At 50.3% G+C, this 14,359-nt stretch carries 12 protein-coding genes and 2 pseudogenes; 11 read left to right on the top strand and 3 right to left on the bottom strand.

Annotated elements, in window-relative coordinates:
- Positions 1-42 precede the first annotated feature (42 nt).
- From CSK29544_RS02210 to CSK29544_RS23705, 5 genes and pseudogenes are all read left to right on the top strand, one after another.
- Positions 43-1,290, top strand: coding sequence for a tyrosine-type recombinase/integrase (locus CSK29544_RS02210; protein ID WP_007897923.1), 1,248 nt, complete (start codon positions 43-45; stop codon positions 1,288-1,290).
- Entirely contained in the window at positions 1,277-3,043 is a 1,767-nt protein-coding gene (locus tag CSK29544_RS02205; protein ID WP_007897920.1) for a hypothetical protein, read from the top strand. The genes CSK29544_RS02210 and CSK29544_RS02205 overlap by 14 nt, the downstream gene beginning before the upstream one ends.
- Positions 3,031-5,148 (top strand): hypothetical protein, encoded by a 2,118-nt coding sequence (locus CSK29544_RS02200; protein WP_007897918.1) that lies wholly within the window; start codon positions 3,031-3,033, stop codon positions 5,146-5,148. Before CSK29544_RS02205 ends, CSK29544_RS02200 begins: the two co-directional genes overlap by 13 nt.
- A 3-nt stretch (positions 5,149-5,151) precedes the next feature.
- Positions 5,152-5,580 carry a hypothetical protein gene (locus CSK29544_RS02195; RefSeq protein WP_017384060.1) on the top strand — a complete coding sequence of 143 codons (429 nt, stop codon included), beginning with the start codon at positions 5,152-5,154 and terminating at the stop codon, positions 5,578-5,580.
- Positions 5,581-5,670: 90 nt separating this feature from the next.
- A pseudogene (locus tag CSK29544_RS23705) lies at positions 5,671-6,359 on the top strand (IS3 family transposase); the annotation flags it as partial.
- Positions 6,360-6,905: 546 nt separating this feature from the next.
- Here the strand turns inward: CSK29544_RS23705 and CSK29544_RS02185 are convergent.
- Both CSK29544_RS02185 and CSK29544_RS02180 read right to left on the bottom strand, forming a co-directional pair.
- Complete coding sequence (locus CSK29544_RS02185; RefSeq protein ID WP_032622084.1) at positions 6,906-7,214, bottom strand: ArsR/SmtB family transcription factor; 309 nt, start codon at positions 7,212-7,214, stop codon at positions 6,906-6,908.
- Positions 7,215-7,309: 95 nt separating this feature from the next.
- Positions 7,310-8,434: an alkene reductase gene (locus tag CSK29544_RS02180; protein WP_017384063.1), complete on the bottom strand. Its 1,125-nt coding sequence runs from the start codon at positions 8,432-8,434 to the stop codon at positions 7,310-7,312.
- A 217-nt stretch (positions 8,435-8,651) separates the two neighbouring features.
- On the opposite strand from CSK29544_RS02180, the gene CSK29544_RS25140 reads away from it, so the two are divergent.
- The 6 genes from CSK29544_RS25140 to CSK29544_RS02155 all read left to right on the top strand — a co-directional run bounded on the left by CSK29544_RS25140 (position 8,652) and on the right by CSK29544_RS02155 (position 13,415).
- The gene (locus CSK29544_RS25140; RefSeq protein WP_071524141.1) at positions 8,652-9,104 is read left to right on the top strand and encodes a LysR family transcriptional regulator; all 453 of its coding nucleotides are present in this window, start codon (positions 8,652-8,654) and stop codon (positions 9,102-9,104) included.
- Positions 9,058-9,630 carry a LysR substrate-binding domain-containing protein gene (locus CSK29544_RS22030; protein WP_255212330.1) on the top strand — a complete coding sequence of 191 codons (573 nt, stop codon included), beginning with the start codon at positions 9,058-9,060 and terminating at the stop codon, positions 9,628-9,630. Before CSK29544_RS25140 ends, CSK29544_RS22030 begins: the two co-directional genes overlap by 47 nt.
- A gap of 82 nt (positions 9,631-9,712) precedes the next feature.
- Positions 9,713-10,588 carry an MBL fold metallo-hydrolase gene (locus tag CSK29544_RS02170; RefSeq protein WP_017384065.1) on the top strand — a complete coding sequence of 292 codons (876 nt, stop codon included), beginning with the start codon at positions 9,713-9,715 and terminating at the stop codon, positions 10,586-10,588.
- 109 nt (positions 10,589-10,697) lie between these two features.
- Positions 10,698-11,549, top strand: a complete 852-nt coding sequence (locus CSK29544_RS02165) for a DMT family transporter (RefSeq protein WP_007897905.1) — start codon at positions 10,698-10,700, stop codon at positions 11,547-11,549.
- Between the two features lie 75 nt (positions 11,550-11,624).
- The gene (locus CSK29544_RS02160) at positions 11,625-12,461 is read left to right on the top strand and encodes a helix-turn-helix transcriptional regulator (RefSeq protein ID WP_017384067.1); all 837 of its coding nucleotides are present in this window, start codon (positions 11,625-11,627) and stop codon (positions 12,459-12,461) included.
- A 294-nt stretch (positions 12,462-12,755) separates the two neighbouring features.
- Positions 12,756-13,415 (top strand): SDR family oxidoreductase, encoded by a 660-nt coding sequence (locus tag CSK29544_RS02155; protein ID WP_007897903.1) that lies wholly within the window; start codon positions 12,756-12,758, stop codon positions 13,413-13,415.
- A gap of 41 nt (positions 13,416-13,456) precedes the next feature.
- On the opposite strand, the pseudogene CSK29544_RS02150 reads toward CSK29544_RS02155, so the two are convergent.
- Positions 13,457-14,053, bottom strand: a pseudogene (locus CSK29544_RS02150) (LysR substrate-binding domain-containing protein); the annotation flags it as partial.
- Positions 14,054-14,359 lie beyond the last annotated feature (306 nt).

Here is a 14,359-nt window from a genome sequence, read left to right as displayed (position 1 = left end):
TTTATAGTGTAGGCATGAGGTGGCGTTTCAGGGCGACAGACTGTGAGGATAATCACTAACATTCATGCGCGTTATGGGCGTGTCAGCAAACTGGATGCAACAGAGCCGAAACTGAAATTTGAACCCGGATTTCTGTATGCTGAAATACCTTATATTAGCGGCATCCAGAATCGAAAACTGAGCCGATATGTACACTTTTATCTTATGGATAAAGCTATCCTGCAGGCCAGGGATTTAAAGCCTTTAGCCCGGGCATTTTTACGCTGGATAAGGTGGCTGGAGGATAACGGACTTGACCCTTTCACCCCGGGAACGTTGAAATACCAAAGCCCTACATATGGCTTCAGGGAGTATCTTCTGGGGGCCGTAAGGCAGGGGCGCATCGCCTCATCCACCGCGGCGGTGTACATCAGCGTTATCCGACGGTTTTACGTATTTCTGGGCAAGTGTGGTGAGCTGGCTGCCAGCTCATTTTTTACGTTGGTCGAAAAAGTCGTTGACGGGCGACGCAAGGTGATAAGTTCGGATCTTGCCATCAGGATAACCAGCACAACAAAAAGGACAATCAACCCACTGAATGATGCAGAGGTTCATATCCTGGATGAGGCACTGAAATCTGAGTCCGGGTTGTTCAGTTTAATGATTGTGCTGATGAAAAATTGTGGGCTACGGCTGGATGAAATGCTGACCCTGCCGTCGTCACTCTTTACTGAAGAGTACCTTGCCAGTGTCCCTGTATCTGAGTTGACCATCAGGGGGCTTCATATTGGTCCGAGATGCGGAGTTCATACGAAGTTTGGGATGACGCGAGAACTCTTCATCACCAGACGATTGTACGAGCAGGTTCTGGATTATCTGGCGGATGAGGAGTATGAAAAGAAGATCCAAAAATGGCGTGCACGACAGGGTGGGGAAGGGCGGCACGAGCCTTTATTTTTAATGGCAAACGGGAAACGGATGTCTGAAAAAGCCTTTTACTCCCGCTGGTACAGTTTTCGCCATCGCCTGGCCCGGTCTGCTCCGGGAAATGTGTTCAGACATAAACCCCATGATTTGCGGGCAACGTTTGCGACCCATTTTTTACGCTCGGCACTGAGTTGCTATCCCGATCAGGCCGCAAATGCGCTGGGTACAGTAAAATACTGGATGGGCCATAAAAGCGAAAATACGACGATGAAATACATCGTCTTTCTTCAGCAAAACCAGATTTCTGATGCAGTCGCCGGGGTCATGGACGCATTGATTGACGGTGCTGCAGGTCGCGATGGAGCCATATATGAGCCGGAGTGAAACGCAGATAACGTGGATGGCCGAAAATGTGCTGTCATGGGAGACGGTCAGCGGACACATCACTCAGCGGGATCTGAACCGATATTATTTACTTGACGTTTATCTTCAGGCTCATTTTTCAGATTATGTGTTGCTCCCCGGATGGTTTAGTGAACATTCGCATCTTGCCCGCCCTGAAAAACGCGATTTTATTGCCTCTCTGAAACGATTTCTTCTGTCTTACCGTCCCGCCGGAAGGTTAACCATTTTCCGTTATCTCAATATGTTTTTTATATGGCAGTCAGTCAATCAGTATGACTATGGCACGGCTGAAGGCGTTGAAATGTATATTAAACATCTCATGAACGATATTCGTCGGCGAAAAATTTCAGTCAGGATGGCAAGACACTACTTGTCCGTGGTCAACCGGTTTTTGCTTACGGGCGGGCAGATTCAGAGGCGGTATGAATATGAATTCTTACCGAAAGGAACGTATCAGCAGCAGGGAAGGGATAGCTATACCAGGAATGAACTTTCCGAGATCCTGAGGCAGTTGTCATCCATGAATGAGTTCCTTGCGGGATGTATCCGGGAGCATATCGCTAAATCGGAAAAAGGGGTGCGGCATTTCTCACCGTCTTTGCTGGCACCTGTTTATGAAGCGTATTTCCGGTATCCGGGAGAGAACGGGGTCAGCAGGGCAGAGATCATCATCAGGGACGTTCTGGAAAATTACTTTCTTACTTCTTTTTTTCTGTTCTGTTACCACACATGGGGAAACACCTCTCAGGTTCTGGGTCTGACGCGGGATGATATACATCTGGATGAAAAGGGTATCAGCACTGATTATGTTTATAAGGGGAGAGCGAATAAGTATATACGTCTGACGATAGGTAAATCGGAGTATGTGACCAAACGTGCGGGCTATTACTGGTTTCTGTCTTTTATCAGGCTCAGGGACGACATCGTTAACTATCTGGTTTCCGCAGATAACTTCCCTCCGGTACAGGCGCTGTTTCTGAGTGAGCCGCAGGTGAAATTCCGTAAGCTTTATTCTCTTAATCCCAGTCATCTGACTAAATTTTCTAACTCTGAGGGGGCGTGGGCCACGATGCGGCAGCTTAATCCCTCGCTTCCATCAATTACCGTTTCTGGCTTGCGCAAAACGTCTGAGCAGTATACGGACAGAACATTAAAGAATGGTCTGATTACGGCGGAAAAAGCACAGCATAACTGGGGCACTTACAGGCGGAATTATGCTGCAGGTAACCCACAGGGGGCGAAGGAAAACTTCAGTGCTGCACTTGATACGCTTATGAATCAGGGGATTGCGACACGTGCGTTATCCGAGCGGGTAAAAGTTGCTGATGAGCTGGGGATCGATCTGCGTGGAAGCGATGAGGGTGTGGATCTTTTATTGAATGGCCTGGGATGTCGATCGCAGGAGCCGCCTACAGATATTGAATTGCGCTTTATAAAAAAGCAAAAACGATTTGGCCGGACACCAAAGGCTTGTGCGGATTTTTCTCATTGTGTCGAATGTTCAAAAAGTTGCGTTGTGGAAACGCTGGAGTCTGTATGGCTCCTGCTGTCATTCAGGCATGCTATCGAGTATGGAAAACCGTTGTACATCGGTTCGGTCAATGCTGTGGAGCGTTATGAAACGTTACTCCTGAAGATTGATTTACGGCTTGGGCTGGTAGATGAGGCGACCCTGAAAAAAGCGCGCGTTAAACTTCAGCGAGAAGGTGTGGCTCCGGTATGGCAGATTTGAAGAAAAAAGAGGTAAGCCGTAGTCGAATGGCGGAGTTTCCTGCCGGAACGCCGCTTCGTTCAGGGGATGAGTTTCCGACTGAGGATATCATCTGTGAGGCACTAGAAAACAAAAGCTTTGAACGTCTGAATAACTGCCTGGTTATCGCCAGCTCAGATGAACATGATATGCGTTTTATCAATGAGGAGACGCTGAATATTTATTTCAGGGATGATGTCTGGACCAATCGCTATGTCAGAACCCATATTGGTGAAACGTTAAGAACCGTTAATTTTTCAGGCATACGGGATCCTGAACTGCGTCTTGAAGCCAAAATCATCTCAGCCAGCCTGCTCTGGATTGTCGGCAGGACCGCGAAGACGCAGTCACTGATCCGGAAATGTGCAAACATTGTGGCGGGAGCCCGTATTATTGAGTCTATGGGGTATCGCAGTCTGTTTCAGCTTCGTTTTCCGCTTGTCCGGAATGCTTTCATTGTAAAGATGAAGGAGGAGGATGAGCACGGCAGGAAGCGTTCTGAAAGAACATTACGTAATTACTTTATGGACCTGGCGGATATCTCGCTGACAGGTCATACCCGTCTTCGAAAATACGGTTACTTTCCTGATATTAGCTTCGACAGTTACAACAGTGTGGATGATTCAAACCAGACATATTGTATGCCTTTCAGTCTTATGATGTCTGTCTGGGAAGGGCTGATTACTGAACTGGATGCTGAAATCAGTGATTTCGATTTTGACGGGTTTTCCCGGCTGTGCGCTATCATAAACGGTTTTTATGATTCGCCTTACTATACGTCGATGCTGGAAGCCCGTAAAAGAGGGACAGCAAAAAGCATACCGGATTACCGGGCCGCGTATTACTACAATATTGTTGCCGGGGAAATTCGGGCGCTTTTCGCGACACTTGGCCCCGGGATGCAGGGCTGGTTCTCGGTACATAAAAATAAGCGCTGGAGATCTGATTTTATTGGCGTTGATCACATAAAGCTGAACACCTGGCATTTTGAGCTGACGTTAAAAGTCATGAATGTGATACAGGCCATGTCGGGGATGAGACACAGCGAAGTGCTTGGCGTGATGCACGGTTCACTGATTTATGATGGTGATATCCTGGGACTTCGTTCGGTGTTGCATAAGTTCGCCCCGGAAGGTGGAAGTCACGAAGACTGGGTTGTTTGTCGCTATGTGGAAAAGCCTTTTCAGCATTTACGCAGAATTAATCAAATCATGACAGGCCTGGACGGGAAGACGCTGGACAATGTTCCATTGTCTTTAAATATCAGGTCGTGGTTCTCGGAGCAAAAACTCTCTTTTATGGGGACGCAGCGCCAGACTGAGTGGGCAAAGAAATTTGTGAAAAGACACCATCTGTTCATCCGACGTGACCATATTGATGAGTTCAGGCTTTTAAATCCAAACATACGTGATGATGAACGCGTTGCGATGGAGATTCGGAAGGGGGCTTTCTGGCCATTGCGAACCCATCAGTTTCGCCGTTCACTTGCTGTACACCTCAGGCGTCTTGATCTGATTTCTACTAATGATCTTATCCGGCAGTTTAAGCACTTAATCAGAGGCATGACGGAGTGGTATATGTCCGGTGCACTCAACGCTTCGCATTTTAGCCGGGCGATCCCTCAGGCATTCGCTGCCGAGATTGAAAGGGTTGATACCGAACTCTCAGCTTCCAGGGCTGTTTCTTATCAGCATGAAGGCCTGCTTTATGGCGAAGGCGGGAAGTTACTGATGTCCCAGAGAGGTGGGCACTTACATCAGATGACGTTTCCTACACTGAAAAAAGCGATGAGCATGGCTAAACGAGGCGGGCAAAAACTGGTATCTCTTGGAAACGGTTTTTATTGCATGAATGGCCATGACTGCGAGTTTAAGGCGGTTGTTCAGTCAGCGTCCTGCAATCCGGGATGTGAGAACATGCTGGCCGGAGCTGATTCTGTTCCCGTGTGGAAACGCAGGATGGCTCATTATGACAACCTTCTGGAGATTGCCGTGCGAAATAATGCTCCTCAGGCTGACAGGGATTTTCTGATGCTTGAGAGAGATTTTTATGCAGATGCTGTCCGCTTTTTTGAAAAGGATGAATAGAGCATGACGAACGAACAGTCGGGGGTTAAAAAAACACAGGCAAGAGCAGAGCAGGCCCTGAGGGAACTGATGTTATCAGGGGAGCGTATCAGCCAGTATGCTGTGGAAAAACGAGCGGGGCTGGCAAACGGCACCCTGAATTATAACTGTCCTGAGTACAGGCAGGTCAGGGAGGCTATCCGCAGTCTGAAAAAAACGTGCCAGGGCACCGCGCCGGTTGATGAGCAGGGCATTGAGCAGCAGATCAAGCTGAAAGAAAAGTATCGCCGTCAGAGAAATGAGCTGAGGGAAGAAATCAAAAAGATGATGGCTGAAAATGTAGAGCTGTTACATAACCTTATACTTTTACAGCAGTATGTCAGGGAGCTTGAACGCAACACCGGGAGGGAGAAAGGGGACGTCATTCCGTTCTCGGGTGGTGTCAGGGACTGAGGCTATACTGAACGGAAGGACGCGAGGTGAATCGCCACGGGTTTAACAGACACCTCAGAGTCATTTAAGATGGCTTAAAGAGAGGTGCCCATGAGCGGTAAGCGTTATCCCGAAGAGTTTAAAATTGAAGCAGTCAAACAGGTTGTTGATCGCGGTTATTCTGTTGCCAGCGTTGCAACGCGTCTCGATATCACCACCCACAGCCTTTACGCCTGGATAAAGAACTACGGTCCGGATTCTTCCACTAATAAAGAACAGTCAGATGCTCAGGCCGAGATCCGCCGTCTTCAGAAAGAGCTGAAGCGGGTTACCGACGAACGGGACATATTAAAAAAAGCCGCGGCGTACTTCGCAAAGCTGTCCGACTGAGGTACGCCTTTATTCGTGACAACACCTGTTGCTGGCCTGTTCGCCTGCTCTGTCGGGTGCTGGATGAACATCCCAGTGGTTTTTACGCCTGGCTTCAGCAGCCGCATTCACAACGCCATCAGGCAGACCTGAGACTGACAGGACAGATTAAACAGTTCTGGCTGGAATCGGGATGCGTCTATGGTTATCGCAAAATCCATCTGGATCTGCGGGACAGCGGGCAACAGTGCGGAGTGAACAGAGTCTGGCGACTGATGAAACGTGTCGGGATAAAGGCTCAGGTCGGATACCGGAGCCCGAGGGCATGTAAAGGCGAGGCCAGTATCGTGTCGCCCAACAAGCTCCAGCGACAGTTCAATCCGGATGCTCCGGATGAGCGTTGGGTAATCACAGCGTGGTTTCCTCAAACCCTCGCTGTGAATTAACTGAAATACTTCATTGAAGCTGTAACCAAACAGTTAACTGAAACAATGAGCCCGCAGAGCATTGCACAGCGATGACACCATTTGTTGAGCTTCACCGTTTTCGCATACAACCGTCCGGGATTTGGAAAAGCACTGTCTTTTTGTACTGACCGATCATGATTAAGTGACACCTCTTCGAAAAAGAGAGCGCGATGAGCGATTAATATATGGCTCGAAAGACAATTATGTTGGGCTTTTATGACCGCTGTCAGAGGTATTATCTTACCCGGACGGCAACAGGGTCGGAATGTCATCAGCGGCACTGTAACAAGCTATCCGCCATCTTAAATATCTGCAGGTCCTTTCACCGAGTATGCACACCAACCGACAGAGTGATTTGACCCAAACTGGTGGATATTTTGCAAAACTATTAGCCTCTTATGACCGGTCTGCAGCCTGATATTGAGGAATTAGTGCGCTTTCATGGAATGCCTGCCGGGATCGCAAGTACGAACCCCCGGTACTGTTACACTGAATGTGCTCAGTCCTGTATCAGATTGTATTTTTCAGCAACTCAAGAACAACCCTTATTTTATCATTGTCACGTTTGTAGTACGTCCAGGGACCGATGCGCTGAGAAGTAACAAGTTGTGCCCGTTGAAGAGCTGAGAGGTAAAGAGAAACGGTAGACTGTGAGAGCCCGACCTTTTCCTGAATGATACTGACACACACACCGAACTCGTCCGCATCAGCATAAGGCTGATGGAAGTGTATTTTCGGTTCCTTGAGCATATACAGAATTTTTCTTCTAACAGGGTTTCCCAGCGCCTTAATCACGTCATTCAAATCAATATCAGGCATAAACTCTGTCACTTGTCGCATTGAGGAATTGCAATGTTACGATACTTCTCTACGTTAAGCATCAGCTTTTGAAAAGCTGATGCTCATAAGAATGGTTAGCCAAAGGCGGGATAATCTGTGTAGCCTTTTGCCGTTCCACCATACATGGTTGTTGGATCGACCGGATTCAGTGGCCATTCATGATAAAGGCGCTGCGGTAAATCCGGATTAGCTATGAACGGGCGGCCAAATCCGATAATGTCTCCCCAGCCAGCACCGATAATCCGTTCGGCTTTTTCTTGCGTATATCGCCCGGCATACATAATTACACCGCTGAATAATTTACGGACTTCAGCTCTGAATGCTTCAGGCAATTCGGGAGCATCATCCCAGTCGGCTTCAGCAAGAGAAATATAGGCTATTCCGATTTCTTCAAGAATTTTAACGGCTTCGGTATAGGTTTCATGGGGATCATCTTCCACCAGGCCAAGATAGACCCTTACTTCATCCGTGGTCTGAAAGAGCGGAGCAAAACGGACTCCCACACGGTCTTTACCGACCACATCAGCGACAGCCTGCGTCACTTCGCGCAGAAACCGCAGCCGGTTATGTAATGAGCCACCATATTCATCCTCTCTTTTGTTGCTATGGGATGACATGAACTGGTTAACCAGGTATCCATTTGCACAGTGAATTTCCACACCGTCAAAACCGGCATCAAGGGCGTTCTGAGCTGCCCCGGCGTACATCCTGACAATCTCACTAATTTCCTCTTTTTCCAGTGCGCGGGGGCAGGAAGCGGTAGCCAGCGCCCCCTCTCCCGGCCCGGTTTCGATGAATACCTTAACGTTTTCCCCTGCCGGTATCGCCGACGGAGCGACAGGCGAGGCGTTACCTGGCTGCAGGGAGTTATGGGATACTCTTCCGACATGCCAGAGCTGGGCAAAAATGATGCCTTCTTTTTCATGCACTGCCCGCGTCACTTTCTTCCAGCCTTCCACTTGCCGTGAGCTGTAGATCCCCGGGGTCCACGCATAACCCTGCCCACGAGGTTCGATTTGTGTTCCTTCGGTCACCATAAACCCGGCACTGCTGCGCTGTGCGTAATATTCAGCCATCAGTTCGTTCGGAATATCACCCGGTTGTGAGCTCCGTGAGCGGGTTAAAGGCGGAAGTACAACACGATTCTTCAGGGTGTAGGGACCTAGTCTGGTGGGAGAGAACAGGTTTTTCGTCTTCATTACATATCCTGATATAGCGAATTTTCAATATCACTGAAACGCCATGTCTCAGCATTTACGACCTGGCATGTCGTCGTTCGGCCGATGTAGCCGCAGAACCACGACACTTTATTCCACATATTGAGATTTACCAATATCTAGATTTATAAAAATTATGATCGGATGAGCGGAACGGGGGGTTGCCTGATGGCTCACAGAATCGGCATCATGAACCTAAATGGTTCTGATAATGTTATCGGAGATCCTGAACGGGAACGGTATGCGTCACGATTTTAATGACTATGTTGCATTCATGGCAGTAGCACAGGAGTGCAGTTTTTCACGGGCTGCTGTCCGCCTCGGGATTTCGGCATCCACGCTTTCACACACGATACGTCGTCTCGAGGAGCGCGTTGGCATGCCGTTACTTATGCGTACAACCAGGCGGGTGGCTGTCACCGAAGCCGGTAAACAATTATTACTGACGCTTGAACCCGGTCTTGCGCGCATTGAAGCGGGCGTGACAGCTCTTCAGAGACTGCGCCATACACCGGCTGGGCTGGTCAGACTTACGGTATCAGATCACATGATTCATGAATGTCTCTGGCCACGATTGTCACCGTTACTAAAAAAAATATTCGGATATCAAGGTGGAAATGTCGCAGCAGAACGGTTTTGTCGACATTGTTGAGGGCAATTTTGATGCCGGAGTCCGAATTGGTGATGACATATTAAAGGATATGGTGGCCGTCCGAATCGCACCGGACATACGGTTTGTCGTCATTGGATCGTCCACCTATCTTGCAGAAAGAGGTCTGCCGCTACATCCCTCTCAGCTGGAAAAACATGACTGCATCAATATACGTCTGTCACCCACAGGCCCGCTGTATGGCTGGGAATTTGTCAGGCAGGGGGAGAATATTGTGAAAAAAGTGGACGGGCAGCTTACTTTTTCAAGCATTTATCCAATGCTTCATGCAGTAAAAGATGGCTACGGCCTGGCCTACCTGCCGGAGTCTTCTGCCCTGGCGGGGATTGAGGCGGGACACTATTGTCGGGTGCTTGAGGACTGGTCAGAGGCTTTTCCCGCCGACATGATAATTCCAATAATGTCCATTACAGGCTCCGGTAAAGATAATACCGACACCTTACATGAGAAAGGCAAAAGCAATATAACCTGCTGTGCTCCGGATTTTAAGAATGAGCGGTTTACGTAGCAGGATGAGCAGTTCGAACCAGAAATTTCGTTACTATTGCTAAAGTAAAACCTGATGACCTCTAATCGTAACGGAGACCAATATGACTTCACAACTGAACTGGCAGGCCCCGGCTATCAATCGCAAAAAAGTAGGTGACATGACTGTGACCATGCTGAGTGATGGCTATCTGGACGTATCTTTTGAGCTGCTGTCTGGTATTGACGGCTCACGTGCCGAGGATTTACTGCAGAAGCGCGGTGTGCCAGCAGTACCCCGTATTAATATCAACGTCTACGTTATCCAGACGCCTGAGCGAACCATCCTGATTGACAGTGGTGCCGGAGGTATTAATGGCTGGGGCGGTCGGCTTCAGGTAGCCCTGGCCGCGGCAGGCATTGACCCGCTTCAGATTGATACCCTTCTCCTGACTCACGCGCATCCTGACCATATCGGCGGGCTTGCAGGCCCCCTGCAGACTCCCGTTTTCCGCAATGTTCAGCAGTTGTTTGTGCATGAGAAAGAACTCGCTTTCTGGCGTGATGAAACCATTTCCGCTGGCGCGCCTGACGCATTCAAGCCGTTCTTTGAAGTAGCAAGGAACGCCTTCAGCGCTTATGACGACAAACTGGTGCCATTCCGCGAGGAAGCGATTTTACCAGGTATTCAGACTGTACCGCTGTTCGGCCATACGCCAGGACATACCGGTTATCTGCTGGGTGATGAAAAAGAGTCGCTGCTCATCTGGGGTGATATTGTTCACTTCCCACACATTCAGGTTGCTCAGCCTGACGTTACTATCGCGTTCGACAGCGATCCTGCGGCGGCGGCGGCCATCCGTAGCAAAGTGCTTGACCGCGCAGCGAGCGATAACCTGGCTGTCAGTGGTATGCACTTCAACCTGCCTACTACCGGTAAGGTTATCCGTGAAGGTAACAGCTTCGCACTGAATTACGACCTGTGGTCACCCGCAGTCTGATCACCTTCCTTCCCGGTGCACACAATAGTGACCGGGAAGAGATCCCCTTTCATATCGCCCGACAAGAACCCACCTGCAATACTATGAATATCACTGCCTCACAAAAAAAATGGCTCATTACTCTTGCGCCCTGGCTTTTTGTATTCCTCTGGAGTCAGGGTTTGTCGCAGCCAAATTTACCGTGCAGTACAGCGCGCCGTTTCATCTTTTATTCCTGCGTGGCGCATTTTCCTGTCTGGTCCTTCTGCTGCTTACACTGGGGTTCAGGGCCCGTTTTCCGTCCGGCAGAGGAATGGTTCGCAACCTGATTGTCGGACTTTTCCTGCAGAGCTTCTTTCTGGGCGGATGCTTTTATGCCATCCATCGTGGCATGCCGTCAGGCATTGCGGCGCTCATCACCGGCCTGCAGCCGGTACTGACTGCAATACTGGTTTCACTCATGCACCGTCAGTCCCTGCATCCCCGGAAATGGCTGGGTATTGCGATTGGCTTTGCGGGCGTTTTCTTGGTGCTATCGCCAGGGCAGCATAGTTTTGCACTGGATCCTGTGGCTTTTGGGTCGGTCATGCTGGGGTTATTTGGCGTAACGATCGGAGCGCTTTATCAGCGCCGTGCTCAGGGAGATGGACATATCTTTGCGAACACGTTTTTACAGTACGTCACTTTGACAATATCGATGGGTGCAATTAGCCTGATGTTCGAATCTGCTCCGACGCAGTGGAGCTTATCATTTGCGCTGGGTCTGGGCTGGCTGGTTATTGGCGTATCGGTTCTGGCGATTATGTTGCTGATTTTTATGATACGAAGCGGTGAAGCAACCAAAGTCGCTACTTACTTTTACCTGGTTCCCATTCTCACGGCAGCTGAAGCGTGGTTGCTGTTTGGAGAGGCCATTACATTGCCTATGCTTGTGGGTATGGCAGTAACTATAATCGGCCTGATTTTTGTCATCCGGGAATAGACAACCGCACGCGTCGCTGTATGCTTTTGTATATGGCGACGTATAATAGCGGTCAAAGTCAAATTCCGGATGAATATGCAAACAGTCAGCTTTTCCGATTCTCCCGTTGATGATCTCCTCGCTGAGCTTCTTACCCTGGCACGCTCCCGTTTTCCACTTCCCTGCGATTGCCTTCGCGCAGAACAGACGCATCAGGTAAAGAAGTTCGAGGTGGAAGGTGCGACCCTTTCCTTCCCGCTGGAAGGAGAATTCCGGTATCGTGAAAATGAGAAATGGCACCGGGTGATCCCGGGCGAGATTATGGTCGTCCCGAATGCCCGTAGCATCGATATAGAATATGCCCCTTCAGAACAAAGTGGTGAGTTTGTCGCCCTGAGCGTGGTGCTCGCGGAGGAACAGCTTGAAGCAGCCAGGCTGTTACTTGCCGCACCACCACCACAGGACACCGGCAGCATCGCAGCCATTTCCGTATCAGCTCTTCTTTCACCCCTTAACCGCTGGACAGCCGCAATGCGGGAAGGGAAGCGTCCGCTTTCCCTGCACGCCATGGTTGAAGTGGTGCTCTGGCTTTATGGCATGGGATACCATGCTTTGCTGCGAGCCCGGCAGCCAAGTCTGGCCATGAAAATCCGTCAGATGGTAGCGGACAAACCGGCTCATCCCTGGAGTGCTGCTGAAATTGAAGATCTGACGGGACTCAGTGGCCCCACGCTTCGGCGCCACCTGGCCAGTGAGTCAACCAGCTTACGCTCAGTTATCGCCGATGCACGTATCGCGGAGGCTCTCCGCCTGCTGATGACATCGACGCTGCCGGTAAAAACGGTCGCGGGGCGGGTGGGTTACAATTCAGTATCGAGCTTCAGCAGGCAGTTTTCTGAACGCTATGGAATCGAACCTTCAGGGTTCCGCTGACTTCAGTTCGTTCAAGGTACACATTGCGTCCCTCGCACTTCAGTAACTTGCGTGGATCTTTCGAATATAACGGAAGATATTGGCCGGCATTGCGTGTAACCGGTTCAGGAGTTCTCATCGTGACGGGAGAGCTAAATCGGTACGGCTGTTGTTCTCAGCTATAAGAACAACTGAGTATCTGACCAGCTGTCTGGTGCTGGCAGCAGCATGCAGTGCAATCGGTCAGGCTCAAAGGAACTGACCTGATGTCAGGTTATAATTTCGGACACATCATAACCCCAGAAGGAGACAACTGTGGTTCATGTTTTCATTATCGGTGGTGCAGGCAAAATCGGCCAGCGTCTGTGCAGGATCCTTTCAGGAAGGGGGCATGCTGTTCGTGCCCTCTACCGTAAGCCAGAGCAGCAGGCATTGCTAGGCGAGCTGGGTGCTGAGCCCGTCAGTGGGAGCCTGACAGAGCTGGATGCAGCTGCGCTGGCGATGCACTTTGCAGGTAGTGATACAGTGGTGTTTACTGCCGGTGCCGGCGGTAAGGGGGGGCAGGAGATGACCAATGCGGTCGACGGCGAAGGGCTGAAAAAGTCGGTAGCTGCCGCCCTCAGTGCCGGTGTGTCTCGCTTTCTGCTCGTTTCTGCATTCCCGGAGTCCGCACGGGGAGAAACCACTTCTGAATCATTCGAAAATTATATGCGTGTTAAAAAAATGGCCGATGTGGAACTAGCACAAAGCGAGCTTGACTGGGTGATCCTGCGCCCCGGCGCGCTGCAGGATAAGACTGGTACGGGTTATGTACGTGCCGGCCTGGCCATCCCGTATGGTAACGTGCCCCGTGATGACGTGGCGGCTACGCTGGCTGAACTCATTGAGCAACCTGCCGTCAGCCGCGTCATCATTGAGCTGACGTCTGGCGATGCTCCTGTCCGTGAAGCCATACAGAAGCTGGCGGGCCGATAAAAGGCAGCGCACGTACCAGCAGGCTGCAGGCCCCCAGGCGTTTACAATAAACTTTCCAGCCAGTCGGTAAACGCCCGTACTTTTCGGGAGAGATGGCGGTGCGGATACAGAAGTTACAGTTTGCGATTCGGGGACGGATTATCTGGCAGAACCTCTACCAACAGCCCGCGATCGAGATAAGGCTGCAAAAAAATATTCATGCCCTGTAGTATTCCCAGCCCCGCCAGGCCTGCTGCAATGTAGGCTTCTGAGTTATCCACGACAAGCCTGCCTGGAAGTTCAATTTCGGTGGAGCCCTCTGACGTCCCGAATGTCCAGGGCATAACTTGTCTGTTGCTGCTGTTAATCCAGTTGACGGCCTGATGCTGCTGCAACTCGTCCATTGTTTCCGGGGTGCCGTGTTGATCAAGATACGCAGGACTGGCGCAGGTCGTCATTTTAACGGTTCCCACCTTCTTTGCGATATAGTCGCCATCGTCCAGCTCCCCTACCCTCAGTATGCAGTCCAGGCCATCATGCAGCATATTCCGTCGGCGGTCTGAGCTGCTCAGGATAATTTCAATTCCGGGATGCTGGCGATAAAAATCAGGCAGGTTGGGTATAACAAGTAAAGCCGCAAACGCGACAGGCATATCTATGAGCGAATAGCGGACGTCAAAATGATAGCGACAGGAAAGTTCTGCCATATTAAACATAACAACCCTTGGGCGCGCCGCCGCAGGCGCCCTCAGCACGTTTCTGCGGCCTCCCGCCTGTTTCCGGCACCTTTCCTGCCCCAACCCCTGAAAAACGCCCCTGATGATTTCTGCGCGTCTGCATGGCTATGCAGTGAGATCTGCTCTCCACCGATTAGTGCATGCAGATTTTGGAAACGTCCAATTCTGGCACGAAGCGGTCACCCCGGCGGGGTGCAGTCCGCTGTCAGCGAAAACGGACATTGAGCC

It is taken from the genome of Cronobacter sakazakii (assembly GCF_000982825.1).
In the GTDB taxonomy this organism is placed as follows: domain Bacteria; phylum Pseudomonadota; class Gammaproteobacteria; order Enterobacterales; family Enterobacteriaceae; genus Cronobacter; species Cronobacter sakazakii.
This window is presented reverse-complemented; position numbering and strand designations above follow the sequence as displayed.